24 protein-coding genes are annotated in these 22851 nt (G+C 36.7%); 17 read left to right on the forward strand and 7 right to left on the reverse strand.

From position 1 onward, the window contains the following. Nucleotides 1-22: 22 nt before the first annotated feature. Genes ACAN53_RS05765 through ACAN53_RS05775 form a run of 3 tightly spaced genes read left to right on the forward strand, consistent with a single transcriptional unit; the run spans nucleotide 23 to nucleotide 2886 of the window. A complete protein-coding gene (locus ACAN53_RS05765) occupies nucleotides 23-1357 on the forward strand; it encodes an NAD(P)-dependent oxidoreductase (RefSeq protein ID WP_379967952.1) in 1335 nt (444 codons plus the stop codon). Nucleotides 1358-1380: 23 nt separating this feature from the next. Continuing rightward, nucleotides 1381-2664, forward strand: a complete 1284-nt coding sequence (gene preA, locus ACAN53_RS05770; RefSeq protein WP_379967954.1) for an NAD-dependent dihydropyrimidine dehydrogenase subunit PreA — start codon at nucleotides 1381-1383, stop codon at nucleotides 2662-2664. Nucleotides 2665-2688: 24 nt separating this feature from the next. Beyond that, on the forward strand, nucleotides 2689-2886 hold the full coding sequence (locus ACAN53_RS05775; protein ID WP_379967956.1) for a hypothetical protein: 198 nt from the start codon (nucleotides 2689-2691) through the stop codon (nucleotides 2884-2886). Nucleotides 2887-2949: 63 nt separating this feature from the next. Here the strand turns inward: ACAN53_RS05775 and ACAN53_RS05780 are convergent, their stop codons facing one another. The 3 genes from ACAN53_RS05780 to ACAN53_RS05790 form a co-directional block, all read right to left on the reverse strand. Further along, complete coding sequence (locus ACAN53_RS05780) at nucleotides 2950-4359, reverse strand: amino acid permease (protein WP_379967958.1); 1410 nt, start codon at nucleotides 4357-4359, stop codon at nucleotides 2950-2952. Between the two features lie 235 nt (nucleotides 4360-4594). Next, entirely contained in the window at nucleotides 4595-5101 is a 507-nt protein-coding gene (locus tag ACAN53_RS05785; RefSeq protein WP_379967960.1) for a GNAT family N-acetyltransferase, read from the reverse strand. Nucleotides 5102-5117: 16 nt separating this feature from the next. Then, complete coding sequence (locus ACAN53_RS05790; RefSeq protein WP_379967962.1) at nucleotides 5118-5879, reverse strand: TatD family hydrolase; 762 nt, start codon at nucleotides 5877-5879, stop codon at nucleotides 5118-5120. A 212-nt stretch (nucleotides 5880-6091) separates the two neighbouring features. Here ACAN53_RS05790 and ACAN53_RS05795 point away from each other — a divergent pair, with 212 nt between their 5' ends. Together ACAN53_RS05795 and ACAN53_RS05800 are read left to right on the forward strand one after the other, a co-directional pair. Beyond that, a complete protein-coding gene (locus ACAN53_RS05795) occupies nucleotides 6092-7303 on the forward strand; it encodes a peroxiredoxin family protein (RefSeq protein ID WP_379967964.1) in 1212 nt (403 codons plus the stop codon). A gap of 133 nt (nucleotides 7304-7436) precedes the next feature. Then, on the forward strand, nucleotides 7437-7829 hold the full coding sequence (locus tag ACAN53_RS05800) for a DUF302 domain-containing protein (protein ID WP_379967966.1): 393 nt from the start codon (nucleotides 7437-7439) through the stop codon (nucleotides 7827-7829). Nucleotides 7830-8081: 252 nt separating this feature from the next. On the opposite strand, the gene ACAN53_RS05805 is transcribed toward ACAN53_RS05800, so the two are convergent. Further along, nucleotides 8082-8225 carry a DUF3898 domain-containing protein gene (locus ACAN53_RS05805; RefSeq protein WP_379967968.1) on the reverse strand — a complete coding sequence of 48 codons (144 nt, stop codon included), beginning with the start codon at nucleotides 8223-8225 and terminating at the stop codon, nucleotides 8082-8084. 304 nt (nucleotides 8226-8529) lie between these two features. On the opposite strand from ACAN53_RS05805, the gene ACAN53_RS05810 reads away from it, so the two are divergent. Next, nucleotides 8530-8769: a hypothetical protein gene (locus ACAN53_RS05810; protein ID WP_379967970.1), complete on the forward strand. Its 240-nt coding sequence runs from the start codon at nucleotides 8530-8532 to the stop codon at nucleotides 8767-8769. Nucleotides 8770-8952: 183 nt separating this feature from the next. On the opposite strand, the gene ACAN53_RS05815 is transcribed toward ACAN53_RS05810, so the two are convergent. Together ACAN53_RS05815 and ACAN53_RS05820 are read right to left on the reverse strand one after the other, a co-directional pair. Beyond that, nucleotides 8953-10014 (reverse strand): DUF3900 domain-containing protein, encoded by a 1062-nt coding sequence (locus ACAN53_RS05815; RefSeq protein WP_379967972.1) that lies wholly within the window; start codon nucleotides 10012-10014, stop codon nucleotides 8953-8955. 94 nt (nucleotides 10015-10108) lie between these two features. Next, nucleotides 10109-10570 (reverse strand): staygreen family protein, encoded by a 462-nt coding sequence (locus ACAN53_RS05820; RefSeq protein WP_379967974.1) that lies wholly within the window; start codon nucleotides 10568-10570, stop codon nucleotides 10109-10111. A gap of 308 nt (nucleotides 10571-10878) precedes the next feature. Here ACAN53_RS05820 and ACAN53_RS05825 point away from each other — a divergent pair, with 308 nt between their 5' ends. The 3 genes from ACAN53_RS05825 to nfsA all read left to right on the forward strand — a co-directional run bounded on the left by ACAN53_RS05825 (nucleotide 10879) and on the right by nfsA (nucleotide 13576). Next, a complete protein-coding gene (locus ACAN53_RS05825; protein WP_379967976.1) occupies nucleotides 10879-12222 on the forward strand; it encodes an MDR family MFS transporter in 1344 nt (447 codons plus the stop codon). 89 nt (nucleotides 12223-12311) lie between these two features. After that, a complete protein-coding gene (locus ACAN53_RS05830; protein ID WP_379967978.1) occupies nucleotides 12312-12743 on the forward strand; it encodes a DUF2383 domain-containing protein in 432 nt (143 codons plus the stop codon). A gap of 83 nt (nucleotides 12744-12826) precedes the next feature. Further along, a complete protein-coding gene (gene nfsA, locus ACAN53_RS05835) occupies nucleotides 12827-13576 on the forward strand; it encodes an oxygen-insensitive NADPH nitroreductase (RefSeq protein ID WP_379967980.1) in 750 nt (249 codons plus the stop codon). A gap of 33 nt (nucleotides 13577-13609) precedes the next feature. Here nfsA and ACAN53_RS05840 read toward each other — a convergent pair whose 3' ends face one another. Continuing rightward, nucleotides 13610-14023: a cytidine/deoxycytidylate deaminase family protein gene (locus ACAN53_RS05840; RefSeq protein WP_379967982.1), complete on the reverse strand. Its 414-nt coding sequence runs from the start codon at nucleotides 14021-14023 to the stop codon at nucleotides 13610-13612. Nucleotides 14024-14274: 251 nt separating this feature from the next. Here ACAN53_RS05840 and ACAN53_RS05845 point away from each other — a divergent pair, with 251 nt between their 5' ends. The 8 genes from ACAN53_RS05845 to ACAN53_RS05880 all read left to right on the forward strand — a co-directional run bounded on the left by ACAN53_RS05845 (nucleotide 14275) and on the right by ACAN53_RS05880 (nucleotide 22699). Further along, nucleotides 14275-14826, forward strand: a complete 552-nt coding sequence (locus tag ACAN53_RS05845; RefSeq protein ID WP_379967984.1) for a hypothetical protein — start codon at nucleotides 14275-14277, stop codon at nucleotides 14824-14826. A 156-nt stretch (nucleotides 14827-14982) separates the two neighbouring features. Continuing rightward, entirely contained in the window at nucleotides 14983-16062 is a 1080-nt protein-coding gene (locus tag ACAN53_RS05850) for a hypothetical protein (protein ID WP_379967986.1), read from the forward strand. 147 nt (nucleotides 16063-16209) lie between these two features. Continuing rightward, on the forward strand, nucleotides 16210-17211 hold the full coding sequence (locus ACAN53_RS05855) for an NAD(P)H-dependent flavin oxidoreductase (RefSeq protein WP_379967988.1): 1002 nt from the start codon (nucleotides 16210-16212) through the stop codon (nucleotides 17209-17211). 421 nt (nucleotides 17212-17632) lie between these two features. Then, nucleotides 17633-18067 (forward strand): helical membrane plugin domain-containing protein, encoded by a 435-nt coding sequence (locus ACAN53_RS05860; RefSeq protein WP_379967990.1) that lies wholly within the window; start codon nucleotides 17633-17635, stop codon nucleotides 18065-18067. Between the two features lie 32 nt (nucleotides 18068-18099). Further along, nucleotides 18100-19281, forward strand: coding sequence for an NAD(P)/FAD-dependent oxidoreductase (locus ACAN53_RS05865; protein ID WP_379967992.1), 1182 nt, complete (start codon nucleotides 18100-18102; stop codon nucleotides 19279-19281). Nucleotides 19282-20127: 846 nt separating this feature from the next. Next, nucleotides 20128-21054: a LysR family transcriptional regulator gene (locus ACAN53_RS05870; RefSeq protein WP_379967994.1), complete on the forward strand. Its 927-nt coding sequence runs from the start codon at nucleotides 20128-20130 to the stop codon at nucleotides 21052-21054. A gap of 150 nt (nucleotides 21055-21204) precedes the next feature. Further along, nucleotides 21205-21558, forward strand: coding sequence for a hypothetical protein (locus ACAN53_RS05875; protein WP_379967996.1), 354 nt, complete (start codon nucleotides 21205-21207; stop codon nucleotides 21556-21558). Between the two features lie 106 nt (nucleotides 21559-21664). Further along, nucleotides 21665-22699, forward strand: coding sequence for an LLM class flavin-dependent oxidoreductase (locus ACAN53_RS05880; protein WP_379967998.1), 1035 nt, complete (start codon nucleotides 21665-21667; stop codon nucleotides 22697-22699). Nucleotides 22700-22851 lie beyond the last annotated feature (152 nt).

A 22851-nucleotide genomic window follows, 5' to 3' on the forward strand; every position in this document is an offset into this window, starting at 1 on the left:
GGGTAAAGGAGGCTGTATACGTATGGAAACAAGTACATTGAATTATTTTCAAGAAATAGAAGCTGGGCTTTCTAAAGAGGAAGCGATGCAAGAGGCAAATCGATGTTTGTACTGTTACGATGCACCGTGTATACAAGCATGTCCAACATCAATTGATATTCCTTCATTTATTAGAAAAATCACCTCAGATAATATAAAAGGATCAGCTAAGACGATTATGCTTTCTAATCCAATGGGGGCAAGCTGTTCACGTGTATGTCCAACAGAAGAATTATGTGAAGGTGCATGCGTTCTCAATCACTCTACAAAGCCAATTCTCATAGGCGCATTGCAACGTTATGCTACAGACTGGGCCATTCAAAATGAACAAGTACTGTTTAAAGCAGGGATACAAAACGGGAAGAAGATTGCTATTGTAGGAAGTGGACCGGCTGGGTTATCAGCAGCACGTGATCTCGCTCTTATGGGTTTTGCAGTGACTATCTTTGAAGCAAAGGAAGAGGCAGGAGGACTTAATACTTATGGAATTGTTTCATTTCGTTTACCAAAAGCTATTTCATACTGGGAAGTAAATCAAGTAAAAAGCCTAGATGTAGAAATTCGAACAAATACGCGGGTCGGAACTGATATTTCAACTACGGAATTATTAGATTCCTTTGATGCAGTTGTTCTTGCTATCGGTATGGGACATGTTCAGAAACTTCATATAGAAGGAGAAACGTTAGACGGTGTTCATGATGCAATTGAATTTGTTAAACAAACAAAGGGAAAGGAATTACCTACAGAATATAAGGGAAAACGAATGCTTGTTATCGGAGCGGGGAATACCGCCATTGATGCAGCAACATGCTCGGTTCGTCTTGGTGCTGAAAATGTGAAAATTGTATACCGTCGTTCCAAGGACGAAATGACGGCCTATTCATTCGAGTATGAGTTTGCTAAGCAAGATGGCGTAGAATTCAGATGGTTAACGAATCCGAAACGTATTGTTGGGAATAAGGAAGGGAAAGTAATTGGGGTCGAATGTATAAAAATGAAATTAAGTGAATTTGGCGAGGATGGAAGAAGAAAATCAGAACCAATCAAAGGATCAGAATTTTTACTGCCTGCAGATGGGGTAATTATGGCAATCGGTCAGGAGAGATATCTTGATTTAATAGAAGAGTTTGATCTACTTCACGAAGATGGGGTTGTAAAGGTGAACGGGGATACATTAGAAACTTCTCATCCAAAGGTGTATGCATGCGGGGATGTAATCTTTGGAAAAGGGTATGGAGATGCCATGGTTGTCACCGCAGCGCAGCAAGGTAAACAAACGGCCTATGCTATTCATAAAAAAATAATGAACCTAAAATAAGCTTGGAAAAGGGGGAACACATGATGGCAAATTTACAAATTAACTTTGCAGGAATTACTTCACCGAATCCTTTTTGGCTAGCATCGGCACCTCCTACTAATTCCGGATATCAGGTGCAACGTGCTTTTGAGGCTGGATGGGGAGGAGCCGTATGGAAAACGATGGGGGAGCCGATTTTAAATACATCTTCTCGATTTGCAGCCATTAGCTTTAATGGTCAACGAGTAGCTGGATTTAATAACATTGAATTAATCACGGACCGTCCGCTTTCTGTGAATCTTCAGGAAATATATGAAACGAAGAAGCGATTTCCTACACATACCATTATTGCATCGTTAATGGTAGAACCTAAGCAAGAAAAATGGCATGAAATTGTAAAGCGAGTAGAAGATGTCGGAGTTGATGGATTAGAGCTTAATTTTGGCTGCCCTCATGGAATGGCAGAACGGGGGATGGGAGCGGCTTCAGGACAAGTACCAGCTTTAGTTGAAAAACAAACCTATTGGGTGAAAGAAGTTGCAAAAACTCCGGTCATAGTCAAACTAACCCCTAATATTACAGATATCACTGCTACCGCAGAAGCTGCAGTTCAAGGAGGGGCGGATGCTATTAGTATGATTAATACGATAAATAGCTTAGCAGGCGTAGATTTAGATACGTGGAATACTATTCCTCATGTTGGCGGAAAAGGGACGCATGGAGGCTATTGTGGGCCTGCTGTTAAGCCGATTGCACTCAGCATGGTGGCAGAATGTACACGAAACCCACTTATTACCGTTCCCATTTCTGGTATTGGAGGTATTTCAAGCTGGAAAGATGCAGTTGAGTTTATATTAATGGGAGCTACTGGCATTCAAGTTTGTACGGCTGCTATGCATCATGGATTTCGTATTGTGGAAGATATGATTGATGGCCTTAACCAATATTTAGATGACAAGGGTATTCATTCTGTAATGGATATAGTAGGGAAAGCTACTTCGAAATATAGCGATTGGGGGGATCTCAATCTTAATTATAAGGTAACAGCGCGTATAGATACAAACAATTGTATAAATTGTAATAAATGTTACATTGCATGTGAAGATACTTCTCACCAATGTATTGATAGAGTGAAAGGTAAAGATGGTACTAGTTATTTACGTGTTCGTGAGGAAGATTGCGTTGGCTGTAATCTTTGTAAGATCGTATGCCCAGTAGACAGTGCTATTTCGATGGTTGAGGTTCCTAATGAATTACCACCTATGACTTGGAATGAACGACAGCAAACAATAGTTGGAAGCTCAGCGTGTGAAATTGATGTAAAGTAATAAGTCACATTGACAGGAGGGTATATGAGCGATTATAAGGAGTTCATTGCGGAAAGAGAGAAAATTGATTTTCTAATTGAAAAACGGTTTTGCATAAAACAAATGCAAGACGTATTAGACGGAACAAGTGTGGTTTTTGAAAAAAATGAAGAGGAAACAATACTAACCATCTCAAATGCAAATGCACGTAAATATGTATCCTATCTTTTTATGAAGCCATAACAAGAAAGAAAAAAGAAGAACTCAACGTTGAGTTCTTCTTATCTTAATAGGAAAGTAGTTTGATTAGCCTACTTTCTTTGAACTTTCTTCTTTACCATTTAATGTGCTATGTTTTCTGCTGTACGTAAAGAAAATGATTAAACCTAATACAAGCCATATTCCAAATGCTTCCCATGTCATTAGAGGCAATTGAATGATTAAGTATGCACAGAATACAATAGCTAAAATCGGAATAAGTGGTACGAATGGTACTTTAAAGCCACGTTTTAAATTTGGTTGTGTTTTGCGAAGAACCATAATACCTATGGATACGGTAATAAATGCAAATAATGTACCGATGTTTGTAAGTTCAGCTAATTTGTTCAATGGAACAATACCAGCGAAAATAGAAACTAATACTGCTATTACCCATGAATTAACAACAGGTGTTTGTGTTTTTTTATTTACGCGAGAGAACACTTTTGGAAGCAATCCATCACGGCTAATGGCATAGAATAAACGAGATTGACCATAAAGCATAACAAGTAAGACAGTCGTAATACCGATAATTGCTCCAAGGGAAACGAAACCAGCAACCCAGTCTTGATGGATATAATTAAGTGCGAAAGCAACAGGATTTTTAACATTTAATTCAGTATATGGTACGATACCAGTCAAAATTAATGAAACGACAATGTATAATACAGTAGCAATTCCTAAGGAAGCAATAATACCGATTGGCATGTCGCGCTTTGGATTGCGAACTTCTTCAGCTGCAGTAGATACTGCATCAAATCCGATGTAAGCAAAGAATACGGTTGCTGCACCAGTGGCAACACCAGAAAATCCAAATGGCATAAACGGAGTCCAGTTAGATGGTTTTACATACCAAGCTCCAACGGCGATAAACAGAATAACAACTGCTAATTTAATTAATACCATAACGCTGTTAATACGAGCAGATTGTCTAATTCCTCGTGTTAATAATGCTGTAAGGATAAATACAATAATAATGGCAGGAACGTCAATAAATGTACCCTTAGCAGGATCGTAAGCACTGGTTATGGCGGTAGGGAAATGAATTCCAAATCCAGCTAACAAGCCTTGAAAATAGCCAGACCAACCAGATGCAACCGCAGAGGAAGCAAGACCATATTCAAGAATTAAATCCCATCCAAGAATCCAAGCGAAAAGTTCACCAAATGTCGCATAACTATACGTATATGCACTCCCTGAAATCGGTAAGGTGGAAGCAAACTCGGCGTAACATAGGGCTGCAAAAGCACATGCAAGTCCAGATAAAATAAAAGATAAAACAAGAGCAGGTCCAGCATGCTTTGCTGCTGCAACACCTGTTAATACGAAAATCCCAGTACCAACAATGGCACCAATTCCTAGCATCGTTAAATCAAATGCTCCTAAATCTTTCTTCAATGGTTTGGCATTCTCAATTGCGAGCATTTCTGCAACTGACTTTTTTCTAAATAAACTCATGTAAGTTTTCCTCCCAATCTACAACATCTGTCGAAACGTGTTGATTTATGGGTAATATTCTACACGCTTCCGTAATTTTTGTAAAGTTAGAAAAGTGAGAAAATTAAATAAACATTACATGAAGAGTTGCTGCAATAAGGTTGTTATATATTATTAATGAAGGTAAATTATGATAATTATAATATTTTTCTGTGAAAAGGGCATAAAAAAAGTGACAAGAGTCACTTTTTTTAACTTACTTTTCTACACGTTTACCTAGAATAATTAAGTCACGTTCAATGCCATCTAATTCTGCAATGCCTGGGAAATGGCCCCATTTATCAAAGCCATTTTTCAGAAATAGGCGCAAGCTAGGTTCATTATGGCCAAAAATAAATGCTAATAAGGTGTGTAGTCCTAACCCCGGACAAGAGGATATTGCCCTTTCTAACGCTAATTTTCCTAATCCATGACCACGATAATCAGTATGGATGTATATACTTATCTCTGCTGTGGCGTTGTATGCGGGACGTCCATAGAAGGATTGAAAGCTGAGCCAGCCACAAATAGTACCTTCGTGCTCCATTACCCATAGCGGGCGAAAGTTAGGAACATGTTCTCGAAACCAAGCTTCTTTGCTCTCGACTGAAACAAACTCAGTGTCTGCTGTAACCATTCTGCTTGGTATTGTAGAATTGTAAATAGTTACAATATCAGTTAAATCTTCTTTCTTTGCATCTCTAAATTCTATTTCCTTTAACACGTTCTCATCTCTTTCTTTATTTTTGATATAAGGCAAGCGTATTGGTTGTCAGCTGATTTATTACAGCTTGTAATGGAATCCCTTTTATCTCACTAATCTTTTTTGCAACATTCTGTAAGAAGAGTGGAGAAGTTGGTCTTCCTGTAAAAGGACCGGAATAGGACCAAGGACCATCAGTTTCTACTAATAATTGTTCTATGGGTACATGATTAGCAAGAACTACATCCCGATTTCGATAGCAAATCTCTGGTGTTACTGATATATAATACCCTCGTTCTACAATGCGTAGAACATCAGTTTCTTCAGCTTTTAACCAGTGAAAATGTGCTTTTTGTATGCTATGCTTCACCAATAATTCATAGGCGATGGATACATGAGAATGTACAGCATGTAGCACAACAGGTAATTGTTTTCTTGCAGCAAGTGCCATCATTTGATCGAGGAAATAAATATAGTGATCAAGGGTTACGTTTTCATATTGCGAGATTGTATAGTAGGGAAGTCCTACCTCACCAATCGCAGAAATAAGATGGTGTTCCATATGTACTAAACGTTCCCATTCCTTTACATCGCTTGCTTGGGGTAGCGGTTGCTCCGGATGAAACCCAATAGCAGCAAAAATAAAATCAGGATATTTCTCCTTTAGTGCCAATGTTTTATAGCTTGACCGAAGATCAGTAGAAACAGCAACAACACCCGTTACACCTGCACGCTTCCAATGTTCAATATTCCTGCTTATATATTCATATTGATCGAGATGAATGTGTGCATCATACATGGGAATGCCTCCAAACACGCTCATTTGTGACAATTGTAGCATAGAATAATGGGAAAAGTAATAGGACAGATAAAAGAGAGTTGGAGTTATGAAATACAAGATATTCACAGTGTATTCCGTTTAGTATTAGATAGAAACGGACCTATTTTCGTATGTAAAACTCCATTTGTTGATATAATGAATTCGGTTGTAATAAAAAGGAGTTGGATAGGATGCAAGTTATACAAGTTTTATTTCAGAATCAAAATTTATATCTTGTGAGCAGCATTATAATAAGTATTTTGTTGTATTATTTTGGCCTAAAAGTGTTACATACGAACAAGAACATTATGGATTTGCTTCTTAACACCTTTATTTATGGCTTGTTAATATGGAAATTCAGTTACATTCTTATTCATACTCAAACGGTTTTGCATAACCCGATAAGTATATTGTATTTTAATGGGGGTACAATAGGGATTGGAATCGCAAGTGTTTTTGTTATTTTTTATACTTGGGTTATGATTAGAAGAACTAATATAACTTGGATATCCTATATAAAAGCTGCCATTCCCGTATATTTAGGGTATTTTAGCACATTTATGTTGATTAATGTGAGCAGCGATTTAAATAATATAATTCTTATTTTACAAGTACTTGTAGCGGTAGGCTTTTTTGTAATAGTAACAAGAAATAACACAGGGAAGCAGCTTGTACACTTGCTTATTTGGTTTCATTTGCTCCAATTTGAGCTAGCCTTATTTAACCATCATTTTCTCTATTCAGGATTAGTATCGACAGAAGTCATTTATAACGGACTATTCGTTGTTCTTTTATTGATTGTTTCCTATTGGATGGAAAAACAGGATAAAGAAACGACACAGGGACGTATGAATTCAATTAATCAGCTGGTAATTGGTATTTTACTTGTAAGTCTTGCTACAACTAGTATTGTAACGAATACGAAGCCAACAAGTAAGCCACAGACTATAGTTGATACAGCAGTTTCAACAGGTTTAAACAAAGGACAAGTTGCACCTGATTTTGAATTACAATCAGTAATAGGCACGAATACGAAATTGTCTGATTATCGCGGGAAAGTTGTTATTCTTAATTTTTGGGCTAGTTGGTGTCCTCCTTGTAAAGCTGAAATACCAGAATTAGTAAACTATTATGAAGCTCATAAAAATGAACAGATTGAGATTGTGGGAGTAAACTTAACGAAAAGTGAAAGTAATTCTGGTGTTGTAAAGGATTTTGTAAAAAATAATAGCATGACATTTCCTATTTTGCTTGATGAACAAGGAAAGATTGGCGATTTGTATCGGACAATTACCATACCTACTTCTTATATAATTGATAAAAATGGTGTGATCCAGGATAAATATGTTGGTGCCATGTCTTATGAGACGATAAATAAGTTTGTATCTAGTATAAACAAATGATTGGTTTTATTTTGTTAAGATGAATACCTGGCGGAGTATATGATTTTGTGAGAAAATAGAAATACTAAGTGCTGATTAGCACACCTTTGAATGGTTTCAAAGGTTACACATTTTGAAAAAGGAGCTGTAAAAAATGGACTTTCATTATACGTTAGAGTCTAATAAATCATTTCCAGAAACGATATCATCAATTGAAAACGAATTAAAACAAGATGGATTTGGAGTTCTATGGCATTTTGATGTAAGGGAAAAGCTCCAAAGTAAAGGCCTTGACTTTGAGAACCAATTTCAAGTGCTTGAAGTATGTAATCCAAAAGAAGCTTACCGTGTGCTGAGTCAAGACATGCTTGCAGGATATTTTTTACCGTGCAAGATTGTTGTGTTTACAAAAGAAGAGAAAACATATATTGGGATGATCAAACCATCGATACTAATGAGTATAGTTGAGAACAAAGAACTGCAACAAATAGCAGTAGAAATTGAAGGACGATTAATGAAGGCAGTGGATCGATGTGTTAAGGGATAAATCACTTTTAAAGTAACTTAGTATGAGTTTCATACAAAATCATATAGAAATGGAATGAAATTATCAGTTCTATCTTGTTAAAGGTGTTTAAAAATGAGAGTTCACTATTTTGAATATGATTTGTAGTGAACTTTCATTTTTGGATATTTTCAACTAGTGTTTCTGCTTAGTCCGCTCAATCACCGTTCCAAGCTCATCTAGTTTCAAAACTCAATCGAAAAAAAACTCTTTTCAAACACAAGAGAATCAGCTTCAATCATCACAACATACCGGATTATCTACCTTTGCAGTATGTATTTGTTCCCCAAAATCAGTTAGCACCCCTTTTATCACGGTATGGTCTGTCGTCATCTTTAATTCTGCGTCTGAAGCAGGAAATTTGGCTACTTGCTTCATCGAACTTTTCTTGATGCATGATTTTAAGATTGCACGAGTCATATAAATTATAATTTTATGTTTATAGTATTTATTAACAAATCACTGAAGTTAATCTTAATAAATTCTGAAAATTTGATATAATCCGTATATGACTATCCCCTATTTTTCCCCATTTAATAAATATATTTTTATGGATTAATATTATAGGAAAAAATATTATAATCGATTTCATTATTTGAGATATTATTTTAATGAAAAATAGTCAGGATTTTGCAATGATATGGAGATAAAAGTTTGGATACATAATGAGGAGGGGATTTCAATGGATTTTATAGATCTAATTATTACTATTTTTTCCATTCGTAGTGAAAGAATTCAGGATAATATTGACATTCTTGAAGATGAAAAGTGGTTTATTCGTGAATATGGTCGAGAGCTCTTAGAAAAAAAAGAGTTTAGAAAGTTTATAAAAAAGTATAAACTTAGAAAAATATTTCGTGATAAAACAAAGAAGAGAAAATTTAAACTCGAACTAAAAAATTGGGTAGATGGATTACAATGATTGCAAAGGTAAAGTGTATCACTATTACATAATATTAAAAACTTAATTGTAATGAACTATAATGACCTTAGCCTGATAGAATATCGAACTAAGGTCATTATAAGAGCTTGTTTTGGTCACAAAATTATCTGTTATATTAATCATAAAAGCAATGACGATAAAACGAAAAAACCTTATTCTCTGTTAACCTTTCTTTCCAATCCGCTCAATCACCGTGCCAATCTCATCTGGCTTCAAAAACTCAATCGGAGAAAATCCCTTCTCAAACACAAGAGAATCCGCCTCAATCATCACCACATACCGTTCATTTACTTTCGCAATGTGTATCTGCTCTCCAAAGTCCGCCAGCAATCCCTTCACAGCTATATGGTCTGCCTTTAGCTTTAATTCCACGTCAGGAGCGCGTTGGACGATTTGAGCGGAAGCTTCGATGATTTCTTCCGTACTAAAATGTTCTTGAATTTCACGTTTTGGGCTTGCTGCCCAAATCTCCATAGCTTCGTCGAATTTTACTCGTTCCTCGCTGCCTTCTTCAAACGCTTCGTCGATTTCGTCATATACCATTGTCATGACTTCCCGCTTCATAATTTCTGGCATTGATTGTTCGTATTCGACAAACTTAAGGAAATCCTCGAAATAACGGGCGTGGGACGATTGATGAATTTTCAGCTCCCGTTCTTCGATCATGCCTTCTTCAGGCATGTATGGGTATTGGATGGATTTCATATTTTTCGTTGTGATAGCCATTTCAACGTTATGGATGAGAGTTGCTTCATCTGAAATTGAGGCAACCTTTGGCTCAAAATCGCATTTTAGTAGAAATAAAAAGGGAGCGTCAAAATATTCGCGTAATGTTGCGGTGACAGCAAGAAATACACCGCCCCGAACGGCACTTGTATCTACATAGGAAGTAACCACTGCTTCACTATATGTACGAAATTCTTCTTTGTTGACTGCAAAGCGAACACGCTGCATCATATTGTAGTTTGGATTGGAGTCAAGTTCATGACCTGGTTCTACAATAAAATAACCAATTTTCGTGGGCACTTGCTCGGACTTTGGATGTCGATCCACCTTCCGCTTTGAAATTTTCATCAATTCTCCGTCCAAAAATGTTTTGATCGCATTTTCCTCATATTCTGCGGCATCTAACGTTTGGAAATGTTTAAAACGTTTATTCGCTTGCTCTCCGTTTCCTTCTACTTGGACAACGTAAAAGGAGAGATAATGTATTTGAAAATCCATTGGTATCACCTAATCCTAACTGTAATTGCTTTTCTCAGTATAAAAACGAAAAAAGCATTCGTCAATGAACAAAGCGTAAGAAAGGTGGAGTTTTTTAGGAACTAATGTATTGATTAGGTGTACCAAAATAATATAAGCCGCGATAGGCTGGATAATTGGATTGAAAATAAATATAAATCGGAGCATTTTGTAATATAGGATAGGTGCTGAAAAATGTTTGATCACCGTTCACAATTCCTTGAAGGGCAGTCGTCATCTCCTCTTTAAAAATGGTAAACCGTAGTTTGGCTACTTCCTCTATAAATTGTCCGTCACTTACGAGTACGACGCCAAACAAAGCAGGGATTTGCTGCGGAGCAATCATCCATTCTGCAAGAACTTCATCGCGCATATTAGCATCGATTGCTTCAAAATCATAGCTGTCTCCAATTGTTACAAAGAGATCTCCTGTTATATCTGAATGGGTAAGAGTATATTTACGACCATGGACTGGTTCAATACTACTGGCTGGCGGAACATACTTTACTGATAATTTTGATGGATTAAATTGTGACATTCCCATGTTCCCCCTAGCTATTTATTTTGTCTTGAATAAATAAAAAAATATTTACAGTAAGTACAAATAGGAATCAACAAAGGATATTTTAAAAATGGGTCTTTTTATTACTATATGTGGATGCGTGTGAAGAACATCACTTTATTTTGGAAATTCCCTATTTTAGAATGGAGCCAGATTCGAAAAATAGCATGAAATAGATGAGGTTGGGGTGGGGAGATAGGTAGATTTCGGGTAAGCCAATTTCATTGAGCGCTCTGCCCCTCATAGTGTATAATTTCTCTGATAGAGAATGGGGGAATAGAGTATTGAAAAATAGAACAGTCGTTATGGTTAGTATTGTAATTGCGATGCTTGTTGCGTCGATGGATTCGACGATTATGAATACGACGATGCCGGTTATTGCGAAGGAGCTTGGACAGTTTGAGCTTTATGCTTGGTCGTTTGCATCGTATATGATTTTTTGTACCATTCTTTCTCCTGTTGCCGGGAGAATTTCTGACTTATATGGAAGAAAGCACGTGTTTGCTGCTGGGATTATTTTATTTTTTGGCGGATCATTACTTTGTGGGATGTCACAAAACATGGTGCAGCTGATAGTGTTTCGTGCTGTGCAAGGAATTGGTGCGGGAGTAATGATGCCATTTCCCGCAATTATTGCGGGGGATTTGTTCCCAATTGAAAAGCGAGGTAAAATTCAAGCGCTTTTCACAGCAATGTGGGGACTATCTGCGGTATTAGCACCACTATTAGGAGCGTTTTTTGTCCAGTATATGACGTGGAGATGGATTTTCTTCGTTAATCTTCCGCTTTGTGTCATTTCACTTGTTATGTTACTACCATACAAAGAAGTATACTCACCAAAAAAAGCAAGCGTCGATTATATCGGTGCCATTATTTTTGCAGTTGGGGTGAGTCTTGTTTTACTTGTTACGGTTCTTGATCACAATCAAGTAGTTTACGGCATTGCGGGAGTGCTGATTTTAGCAACTTTTTATTTTTATGAGAAAAAACAAGATTCACCGATTGTTCCACTTTCACTTATTCGGAATCGAACGATTAAGTGGATGAATGTGAACGGATTTGTTGGTTGTGTTGCTTTATTTGGAACTGCTAGCTATGTCCCGCTCTTTTTACAAAAAATAGCGAATCAATCTTTATTTATGAGCGGCGTTGCTTTGCTCGGAATGTCAATTGGATGGATGGTTGCTGCAGTACCAGCCGGAAATTTAATTGGTAGGTTTGGCTACCGGACATTGCTTATTATCGGGAATGGGTTGCTTGTATTATCTGGGATCCAACTAGCTATGTTAAATATAGGAAGTGGATTTTATTATGTTTTCTTTGCGATGATTGTCCAAGGCGTGGCATTTGGGTTAATTTCAACTGTAAGCTTACTCGGTTCACAGCAACTTGTTGAACGCCATGAAATGGGAATTTCTACTTCGTTCATTCTGTTCTCACGAAATATCGGTACCGCTATTGGTGTTACGGTTATGGGAGCGATTTTAACGAAGGCAGACACCTTTATGCTGGGCATTCAACATTTGTTTTTATTTGGTTTGATTGGAAGTATTCTTGCATTTCTCACATCTTTCTTCATTCATAATGAAGCTAAAACAACTTCTATTAGAACTGCAGAAAAAGCGTAAAAAAAGGTATGCCGCGGCATACCTTTTTTTACATAATTTTACTTGTAGGTGGCATCATAACTAGAAACCTATGAGAGAGGACTGATACGATGGAGCAGGAAGTTGCAATTAAAGAGTTGAATGCCTTTTTGAAAGGTCGTTATATGGGAATACATGCTTACGAGCATTTGATTCATCATGCACAGGATGCAGAACTAAAGAAAACGTTGCAGCTCATTCAGCAAAATCATAAGCAACATGCAATCACAGTAGCGGAGCGTATACAAAATTTAGGTGGTACACCCGCCGATGATGCAGGGTTCATCGGTTCCGTGCAAGAGCTGTTTAGCAATATTAAGGGATATGCACAAACAAAGGACGATATTGTAAAAACGGCCATAAAAAGCGAAGAAGATTACGCTGTTCGGCTTTCAGAGGAAATTGTAAAAGGAGATTTGGACGAGGAAAGCAATGTCATTGTTCATCATATTATTAACGAAGACCGAAAGCATACAGACACTTTGAAAAAGCTCCTCCACTGATGAAGAAGGCACTAACATATTAGTGTCTTTTTTACTGTGAATTCGTTACTATATAAGAGAGAAAATTGATAGGGGGACGTTTCATGAACGAAGTAATACAAACGATTCAACATCACCGCTCTATTCGAAAATATGAAGACCGATCATTATCGGACGAACAAATACGTACGATTGTAGAAAGTGCACAAGCGGCCGCTACATCAAGCTATTTGCAAGCGTATTCGATTATTGGTGTAAAAGATATGGGAAAAAAGAAGAAGCTAGCTGAATTAGCTGGTAATCAGTCTTATGTGGAAACAAATGGACATTTCTTTATTTTTTGTGCAGATTTGCACCGTCACGAAGTACTAGGAAACATGGAAGGAGTCGATCTTTCATCCTTCTTGGGAAGTACAGAAAATTATATGGTTGCAACTATTGATGCTGCACTAGCAGCGCAGAATGCTGCACTTGCTGCAGAATCTATGGGACTTGGTATTTGCTACATAGGGGGAATACGTAATAATTTAGAGGAAGTTGCAAAGCTACTTAACATTCCATCCAGAGTTGTCCCTCTTTTTGGGCTTACTGTCGGATATCCATTACATGAGGGAAGTGTAAAGCCACGTCTGCCATTTGAAGAAATTTATCATGAAGATGGATACCAAGATAATCTAGAGAAGACAAAAGAAAGTCTAACGAAGTACAATCAAGTCATCAAAGACTACTATATAAAACGTACGGGCGGAAAGCGTTCGGATACGTGGACAAGCCAAATGGTTCAAATGCTATCAAGTAAATCCCGTGAATATATGAAGGGATATGTACAAGGGCAAGGCCTAGATCTAAAATAAACAAGAAAAGCCGGCCTATTGGGGCCGGCTTTCTTAATCTGTCGGGACTGTATATGCAAAAGGAATGAGTTCATTAGCTTTGACTTTTCTTATACCATTTGAGGTGTTAATTATGACTAAGCAGTCTGGCATATAATCGGATAACATTTGTCTGCAGTTACCGCACGGAGCCAGTACTTCTCTGCCATCTATTCCTCTTACTGCAACAATACTATCAAACTTCCTTTCACCATTTGTAATTGCTGCGCCAATGGCAACAGTCTCTGCGCATGCGCCGTGCATGGAATACACATTTACTCCGACATATATCTTTCCATTTTTGCTGCGAACCGCACAACCAACTGTATGATTGCCATTCTCTGAATCGTAGTTTTGTTTAATAATCGATGTTGCTGCTTCGAGTAGTTCTTTATCTAAATCGGAAAGTGTTAGTAGGTTTTGTGTCATTTTTCCCCTCCAAAATTTTTTCTTACTTTCATTATTAAAACCACTCTTTCTATGAAAAATCAATCGTTTTCTTCAGTTTGCATGCCTTTTAATCTATACGAATGATATGCATAATCAACTTAGATAAAAATTTTTACAGGTTGTTAACAATTATTAATTAAAAAATAAATAAAAAAATATATAATGGTAGATGGGAATCCAATAATTTTTGGATAATTGAAAAATATATAATAAAACAGGGGAGAATTATGTTGAAAAAAATGATCCTGATTTCTCTTGGAATTGTGACGGTGTTAAGTGTTGGAGGGGTATACGCAAAACATTATAGTGAACAGCAAGTTAGTAAAGTGATTCTATCATCGGCCCAGTCACAGCACCTAACTGATACACTACAAAATCATTTGAATGATGTACAAGTAGTAGAAAAGAAAACGGAAGAAAAAACAGATCATCACGACGTTACAGTTGCGCCTACAGAATCCAGATCGAATGATCAGAATCAGCAAATAGAGGATAGAAAGCAACCAGAAGTAAATGCAATATCAAGTAAGGTTGATCTAGAAAAAGTAGATCAAGCAGCAGTTACAGACCTAGCAAAAAAGGAAAAAGTAGAGACGGAAGCAGATGCTGTACAATATGTGGAGCATAAATTATCAACTTCAGAAATGATCAAAACAATTGAGCTTTATAACAACCGAAAACAATTGACAGCCGAACAAAAACAAACAGCTAAGCAAGATATACTATCGCATTTTTCGAAAGAAGAAGTAGCTATGCTAGTTCAAGCGGTTCAAAAGAAATAATATTATTTTAACTACAAGTGACTAAAAACAAGGGCGAAGATTTTCTTCACCCTTGTTTTTTTGTGGAAAATATATAATCTTAAACCATGCAAAGAGTAGTTAGAATAAAATTATACTTCTTTTTGCATTGATGTTTTTAGGAAAAGAGGATAAACAATGGCCGAAGAATTAAGAAATGTGTTTAATCAGACGTTTATAGAGGAATTGATACAGGCATTTCAAAAGGAATATCCTTTAATGGATGGAGAAGCATTTCGTAAACTTATTTTTCAAGAGGATTGGAATGGACTAGCCTTAAAACAGCGCATGAGAAAAATTACAGTTTGTTTACATGAGGTATTACCTCAAGAATACACAGAAGCACTGAACATACTATATAAAGTGGCCCCACAGTTTTCAGGAGGACTGAGTGGCATCATTTTTCCAGATTATGTAGAACAATATGGTTTGGAAGAATGGGATGAATCCATAAAAGCATTGGCCTTTTTTACTTCATTTTCCACATCAGAATTTGCAGTTCGACCATTTCTATTAAAAAATCAGGATCGCATGCTTAGCCAAATGATTGAATGGTCCATTCACCCGAGCGAACATCTTAGACGGTTAGCAAGTGAAGGCAGTAGACCAAGACTTCCATGGGGATTATCTGTTCCTTCATTAAAAAAGAATCCAGAAAAAACGTTACCCATATTAATAAACCTGAAAGAGGACGAATCTCTTTACGTGCGCAAAAGTGTAGCGAATCATCTCAACGACATCTCTTATCTTGCTCCAGATATCGTAATTGAAATAGCGAAAGCATGGAAGGGGAAACAAAAACGCACAGATTGGATCATCCAACATGCGTGTCGTTCCTTACTGAAAAAGGGAGATGCACGGGCACTTTCGTTATTCGGATATCAGGATGATCATACCATTACAATTGAAAAATTAACGCTCGGTTGCGATCACATTACCATCGGGCAAAGCATTCCGTTTTCGTTTGAACTATATTCAGAAAACGCACTTCCCGTACGAGTCGAATATGGAATCGATTTTGTAAAAGCTAGAGGGCAAAGACATAGAAAAATATTTATGATAAAAAAAGGTGAAATTAAGAAAGGGGAAAGACAAGCCATTATTCGTGAGCATTCCTTTCAAGACTTAACTACAAGAAAACATTATAAAGGAACACATACATTGTCTATTATTGTAAATGGTGTAGTAAAAGCAACGAAGGATTTTCAAATTAATTGAGCTTGAATTAAAAGAAAAATCGTAAAGATTACACGTAGTTTTCTCTGTTGAACCTGTGTAAAAAGGGTAAACATTTAATCATGACAAACGTCACTATTCGCGAAAAAAACATCGTGTTACACTTCGAAATAGTTAATAAAAAACTACTTGAAACGAGGAATTACTTTGAACTTTCCCCAATTAAAAATAGGACATATTATGCCAAAAGTTCCCATTATGCAGGGTGGGATGGGTGTCGGAATCTCTCTTTCCAAACTTGCTTCAGCTGTAGCAAATGCAGGGGGGATTGGTATTATTTCCGGTACAGGAATTTCCGTTGATGAATTGCGTAGTCATATTAGACAAGCTAGAAGCTCTATGAAAGAAAATGGATATATCGGCGTCAATGTGTTATTTGCTATGAATGATTTTGCCGAAAAAATGAAAGCTGCTCTAGAAGAAAAAGTAGATTTCATTATTTCTGGCGCAGGGATTTCAAGAGATATGTATGCATGGGGAAGACAAGCAGGAATTCCGGTTCTTTCCATCGTCTCTTCTGCAAAACTAGCTAGAATTGCTGAAAAACTTGGAGCAGCAGCTGTTGTCGTTGAAGGATTTGAAGCTGGTGGACATCTTGGTACAGACAGACCTCTGTTTGACATACTACCAGAGGTAGTGGAAGCCGTTTCCATACCGGTTATTGCTGCTGGAGGAATTATGACAGGTGAAGATATTGCGAAAGCCATTGAAATCGGGGCTAATGGGGTGCAAATGGGAACAAGGTTTGTAGCAAGTCACGAATGTGACGCTCCTTTGTCTTTTAAAGAGAAATATATTGCTGCGCAAAAGGATGATATTCTTCTAGTTAAAACGTCTGTGGGTCTGCAAGGAAGAGTCATCGCTAATGCCTTTACTGATATAATAACAGGGCCAGACGAAGTGAAAATAAATAATTGCCAACGATGTCTTAAAAATTGTTCCTACCGTTTTTGTACATTAGATTCTTTGTTTAAAATTGTTAAAGGTGATGTAGAAAATGGACTTGTTTTTGCGGGTGCAAGAGTCCATGAAGTGAAAGAAATCCTATCTGTCCAAACCATCATCGATAAGCTCTCAGTAGAATATAGTTTGGCAAAAACACGGGGTTTTGCCAAACTGAATATGATTTAACATAATGATTAAGGAAAGACACTAGCATATGCTTCGTGTCTTTCCTTAATTTAGTATAAAATTCATGCAATATTCATTGAATTATTTCGTAGAATGTGAAACTTTTCTCAAAGAAGGTTGCTTTGATCTCCAATGCGTAATAAAATCTAGTAGTCTAGAAATATTTTCAGAGCCCGTTAAAGCGGATGTAATAGCAGGCTACGTCACTAAGTCAAACCTTTAGTAACCATTTTACCCTATTGTTACGTTAAAATGTGTGAAAACAATGTAAAGACTTTTTTAATAACAGGCCTGTACGCGTAGACATAGTTCTAAAAAAATTATTTTTTTGTGGCACCTTACAGGTTCGACAAATCTTATGGGTAAAGGGAATACTCGTTTCATTTCCCTAATTATTACCTATTATAAAGGAGAATTGGATATGTCAGAAACAATCACTGCAACAAAGCCTGAACAAGAATCACAACAAGTGTCTGCTAATCAGGATGTACTTGATCAGCTATTAAAGCCTGAGGTACAAGAATCTTTAACTACCTTAGTAGAACAATTGCCAAAATTGACTGAGTTATTAAATGTTTTAAATAAGTCTTATGACTTTGCTAAATTAGTTGCTACTGATGAAATCCTAAAGAATGATACTGTGGGAGCAATCCGTGAAGTTGCAGGTCCCGTAAAAGATACTGTGAAGAATATTGCATCTACAGCAATTGAAGCGAAAGATCGTGCAGAGGAAAGTAATGATGTTATTGGCCTATTTAGTCTTATTAAAATGATTAAAGATCCTCAAGCACAAAAGATTTTCCGTTTCATTAATGCTTATCTTGAAATCGCTAAAGAAAAAGAAATTCAAAAATAATTTTTTACAATGAGTTAGGATGGAGGATAAACATGTCAAAGCATATTGTCATCTTAGGTGCAGGTTATGGCGGACTTCTAACTGCTTTAACTGTTCGTAAATATTTAAATGAATCACAAGCAAAGGTTACTGTAGTAAACCAATACCCAACACATCAAATCATTACTGAACTACACCGCCTTGCAGCAGGAAACATTTCTGAACAAAATATTGCTATGCCATTAACAAAACTATTCAAAGGTAAAGATATCAATCTTAAGATTGCAAAGGTTGAAACTTTTTCAGTAGACCAAAAAGAAGTGAAGCTTTCAGATGGGTCTACTTTAACATATGATGCACTTGTTGTTAGCTTAGGAAGTAAAACGGCATACTTCAATATTCCAGGACTTGAAAAATATAGCATGGTGTTAAAGTCTACTGAAGATGCAATGAAAATTCAAAAACATATTGAAGATCGCATTCGTGAATATGCAAAAACGAAAAATGAAGCAGATGCAACAATCTTAATTGGTGGCGGCGGATTAACCGGCGTTGAACTAGTTGGTGAAATTGCTGATACTATACCTGAAGTTGCGAAACGTTATGGCGTAGATCCTAAAGAATTAAAATTCTTGCTTGTAGAAGCTGGTCCAAAAATTCTTTCCGTATTACCACAAGTGTTAATTGATCGCGCAACTGCTAGCTTAGAAGCACGTGGTGTTACATTCTTAACAGGTCTTCCTGTAACGAACGTTAATGGAAACGTAGTTGACTTAAAGGATGGCACAAAGATTGTTACAAACACATTCATCTGGACAGGCGGTGTACAAGGTAACCCGCTTATTGGTGAATCTGGTCTAGAAGTGAATCGTGGTCGTGCAACGGTTAATGAATATCTTCAATCAACATCTCACAAAGATGTATTTATTGCTGGAGACGCTGCTGTTGTCTTTGGACCAAATAGCGATCGTCCATTCCCTCCTACAGCACAAATTGCTTGGCAAATGGGAGAACTTGTTGGATATAACTTATTTGCATACTTAGAAAACAAATCCTTTGAAACGTTTGCTCCAGTTAACTCAGGTACTCTTGCAAGCTTAGGCCGTAAAGATGCTGTTGCTACAATCGGATCAAACTCTATTGAGCTTAAAGGATTATCAGCATCCTTAATGAAAAAAGCTAGTAACGCTCGTTATGTGTCACACATTAACGGATTATTTAGCTTTGTTAAATAAACTGTAATTTTTTTTGATATAGAAAATAGGATGTAGCAAAAAACAAGGGCACTGAAAGTCATCAGTGCCCTCTTTATATAGAGACGATTAATTTGATGTGCTTTGAAGACCGGTTACTATGATTTTAGATCGAAGCGGTAACCAAAATGGAGGATTGAAGACCGGCTACTATGATTTTAGATCGAAGCGGTAACTAAAGCAGAGGATTGAAGACCGAGCTACTATGATTTTAGATCAAAGCGGTAACCAAAACAGAGGATTGAAGACCGGGCTATCTTAATTTTCGCTCATGGCGGTAACCAATGCTCTTTTTATGTTCCCGTTGAAACGCATAATCCGCTCTCGCGGGCAACAATCTAGTATTTATGAGTGAAGGGATTACTACAAGTTCCATCATTGGTTAGGCAAAGAAATAAGGCATCCTTTTCTAAGTATGTAAGAGAGTGATACCTTTTTCAGTGTCCTAGCAAAAAACGAGTATGATTTGTTTATTTGCTAGGTCTTTTTCTATTTTTTCCACTACAGTGCGATAGTACGCCATGTTGGTGTAAGGGTCTCTTCCAGCTTATCATTCATATTTACACGAAATAACTACTTTACTCATTGGATTAATTAGAGTAAAATCGAATAAATTGGTAAAATAAATAAACAGCTGATTGGTCATCCAAAGGCTCCTGTACGCTTCAAGCGTGTAGGAGCCTTTTTTATACAGATGTGTGATGATTTTTGTTGAAGGCTAACCTTTTGTATATAAAGATAGATGAATTACTACAAAATATGAATTGACAAGTATTCCAAGGGTGCTTATAGCATCAACAATCGAATATATGAATAGGGGTTGAAAGAATGAATATTGATCATCTTGAAGCTTTTATCTATGTGGTCCATTTGGAGAGTATACATAAAGCAGCGGAAGCGTTGTATTTATCTCAACCAACAGTTACAGCGAGAATTAAAACATTAGAACGTGACCTTGACACTGAATTATTTTTGCGAAAGGGGAGAAGTGTTACATTAACTGAGGAAGGGAAAGCGTTTATCCCATATGCAGAACAAATCATAAGTACGTATCAACAAGGGAAAAAATTTCTAAAAAAGGGAAATAGGCAAGAAGAAATTATTATTGGAGCAAATACGATTACTTCACAATATTTTATTCCATTTGCCCTTCCTTTCTTAAAGAAAGCAAATCCTCATCTGCGTTTTAAATTTACTTCAGCACCAAATGATGTGTTGCTCGAAAAACTTTTACAGAAACAGATAGATATCGCCTTTATGAAAGAGGTTTCTCATAATAGGATTCAAAGTCAGGCACTTCTTGACAATTCTGTTCGACTTGTAGTGTATCCGGGGCATCCCTTCCAATTTCAAACAGATGTAACGGTTCAGCAGCTAGCCGCGGAGCCTATGGTGTTCTTTGAGTGCGGGGCGTTTGATTGGAATCGGATTCATAAACTATTTGAAGTGGCAAATGTAGAACTACAAATAGAATTTTTGGTTGACCATCTAGAAGTGGCAAAATCTATTATTCTAAATGAAAGTGGTATAGGATTTCTACCGTATTTATGCATGAAGCAGGAGCTTGCTAGAGGTGAACTTATTGAAATAGATTTTTCGCATAGTATTAAAATAAATCAGAATATTTTTGCAACGTATTTAAATAATGGTTTTGAAAATTCTATTTTATTGAAACAAATTCTTTTATGCGTCAAAGAATTTGAAAAGTATACATATGGTATACAACCCAAGCCTATTGATCAAATTTTCTTATAAAGACTATAAATTTTTCTATCAGTGAAAGTATTGCTGTTTTCGTATTTTCAATGATAGGATAAATCTCAAATAATAAAGTCTAATGATTCATACGTATAATTCCAACTATTTCGGTGACTATTGTTAGTTATAAAAAGGAGGGCATCTATCATGCAATTTAATAATAGGAAACTTTTATTAAAGTCTAAAAAGCAGAATTCTTTTGAAACAAGTAATTATCTTAACTTGCCAGATTTACAGTTCTATAATTGGTGCAATTACCAATATGCGATAAATAGAGGTGTTTATAATACGATTGATCAATGGTTTTACGATTACGGGATGAACCACATTCATTCCCGTAGAATTCACATCTTGGCATTCTTAGAATTTGCTAAAGAAGAAGGGGTAGAGGAGGATCGGCATAAATATATTCGATTTGGTAATGGTGGTCTTATAAGAAATCTAGATGCGTTTATGAATGAGATGGGAAAAAGAAGTACTATCGTTCAACTGGAAAGGTAAAGAAATCCGATTCTTCCTTTTGTGTTAGTCATCGAGCAAAGAACGATGGAATTAAATCACACTTTGTTTATGTGCAAAATAAGAATTGAAAGGGAGGATAAAGAAAATGAAGTATAAGCTAAGTATTTTAGATCAGAGCCCAATCATCCCTGGTACAACTGCCTTGGATGCATTGCAGCAAACTGTGAAACTTGCTCAAAAGGCTGAAGAATGGGGGTACACACGGTTTTGGGTTTCAGAGCATCATCATACAGACCAATTGGCAGGTTCTTCACCGGAAGTATTAATTTCTTATATATTAGCCCTGACAAGTTCGATTCGAGTAGGTTCTGGAGGTGTGATGCTTCAGCATTACAGTCCGTATAAGGTAGCCGAAAATTTTCATGTTTTATCAAATCTTGCTCCTGGAAGAGTTGATCTTGGCATAGGGAAAGCACCTGGTGGTCTACCATTATCGACAAAAGCATTACAATATGGGACCGTAAATGACGGAAAAGATTTTCCAGAACGGCTGTCTTTCTTGAAGAAACTAATTGAAAATTCTGTCGAGGAAGAGCATCCACTTGGCGGTATTCAAGCAACACCGATTCCAATTGAGAAACCGGAGCTATTTTTACTCGGTGCAAGTGCAAAAAGCGCTCAGCTAGCCGCAAGTCTAGGTATATCCTATGTATTTGCCAAATTTATTACGAGTGACGAAAAGGTACTAGAAGAAGCAGCAAATGTGTACCGGCAGGGTTTTCCAAGTGGCCGATTCATCGTCTCTGTGGCTGCTATTGCAGCCCCAACTCAAAAAGAAGCAGAAGCGCTGGTAGTAAATCAAAAGATTGTAAAGGTCCATCTACAAAGTGGACGCATTGTAACTGTGCAAACGGCCGAGCAGGCAGAACTGTTTGGAAAGCAGGCGGGAGGGTCGTATGAAATCAAAGAACAGCAGGCAGATATTACTGCTGGAACTCCTAATTATGTAAAAGAAGTATTAGAGCATCTTCACCAAACCTATCAGGTAGATGAATTTATTCTACATTCACCTATTCAAACAAAAACGGAACGATTTCGTTCATTCGAATTGTTGAGCCCACTTTATAGAGAGGATGTGAATGGAAATATAACAAGTAAAAGTGTGTATATACCGAATTAAAAGGAGTTCATTGAAACGATATAAAATCGAGTTAAAAGACGACTCCTTATTACTATAATTCAAACTATTTATATAGGAATAATTATTTTTATATTGATTTGTAAAAAGAAAGTAATGAATGGATAAGGGGAGTGTCACGTGAAATTCGTAGC

This window comes from Ectobacillus soli (assembly GCF_042610425.1).
In the GTDB taxonomy this organism is placed as follows: Bacteria; Bacillota; Bacilli; order Bacillales; family Bacillaceae_G; genus Ectobacillus.

Bases quoted from the DNA above. Each gene is read 5' to 3' on its own strand.
- ACAN53_RS05765 (WP_379967952.1), top strand. From the start codon at position 23: ATGGAAACAAGTACATTGAATTATTTTCAAGAAATAGAAGCTGGGCTT.
- preA (WP_379967954.1), top strand. From the start codon at position 1,381: ATGGCAAATTTACAAATTAACTTTGCAGGAATTACTTCACCGAATCCT.
- ACAN53_RS05775 (WP_379967956.1), top strand. From the start codon at position 2,689: ATGAGCGATTATAAGGAGTTCATTGCGGAAAGAGAGAAAATTGATTTT.
- ACAN53_RS05780 (WP_379967958.1), bottom strand. From the start codon at position 4,359: ATGAGTTTATTTAGAAAAAAGTCAGTTGCAGAAATGCTCGCAATTGAG.
- ACAN53_RS05790 (WP_379967962.1), bottom strand. From the start codon at position 5,879: ATGTATGATGCACACATTCATCTCGATCAATATGAATATATAAGCAGG.
- ACAN53_RS05795 (WP_379967964.1), top strand. From the start codon at position 6,092: ATGCAAGTTATACAAGTTTTATTTCAGAATCAAAATTTATATCTTGTG.
- ACAN53_RS05800 (WP_379967966.1), top strand. From the start codon at position 7,437: ATGGACTTTCATTATACGTTAGAGTCTAATAAATCATTTCCAGAAACG.
- ACAN53_RS05805 (WP_379967968.1), bottom strand. From the start codon at position 8,225: ATGAAGCAAGTAGCCAAATTTCCTGCTTCAGACGCAGAATTAAAGATG.
- ACAN53_RS05810 (WP_379967970.1), top strand. From the start codon at position 8,530: ATGGATTTTATAGATCTAATTATTACTATTTTTTCCATTCGTAGTGAA.
- ACAN53_RS05815 (WP_379967972.1), bottom strand. From the start codon at position 10,014: ATGGATTTTCAAATACATTATCTCTCCTTTTACGTTGTCCAAGTAGAA.
- ACAN53_RS05820 (WP_379967974.1), bottom strand. From the start codon at position 10,570: ATGTCACAATTTAATCCATCAAAATTATCAGTAAAGTATGTTCCGCCA.
- ACAN53_RS05830 (WP_379967978.1), top strand. From the start codon at position 12,312: ATGGAGCAGGAAGTTGCAATTAAAGAGTTGAATGCCTTTTTGAAAGGT.
- nfsA (WP_379967980.1), top strand. From the start codon at position 12,827: ATGAACGAAGTAATACAAACGATTCAACATCACCGCTCTATTCGAAAA.
- ACAN53_RS05840 (WP_379967982.1), bottom strand. From the start codon at position 14,023: ATGACACAAAACCTACTAACACTTTCCGATTTAGATAAAGAACTACTC.
- ACAN53_RS05850 (WP_379967986.1), top strand. From the start codon at position 14,983: ATGGCCGAAGAATTAAGAAATGTGTTTAATCAGACGTTTATAGAGGAA.
- ACAN53_RS05860 (WP_379967990.1), top strand. From the start codon at position 17,633: ATGTCAGAAACAATCACTGCAACAAAGCCTGAACAAGAATCACAACAA.
- ACAN53_RS05865 (WP_379967992.1), top strand. From the start codon at position 18,100: ATGTCAAAGCATATTGTCATCTTAGGTGCAGGTTATGGCGGACTTCTA.
- ACAN53_RS05870 (WP_379967994.1), top strand. From the start codon at position 20,128: ATGAATATTGATCATCTTGAAGCTTTTATCTATGTGGTCCATTTGGAG.
- ACAN53_RS05875 (WP_379967996.1), top strand. From the start codon at position 21,205: ATGCAATTTAATAATAGGAAACTTTTATTAAAGTCTAAAAAGCAGAAT.
- ACAN53_RS05880 (WP_379967998.1), top strand. From the start codon at position 21,665: ATGAAGTATAAGCTAAGTATTTTAGATCAGAGCCCAATCATCCCTGGT.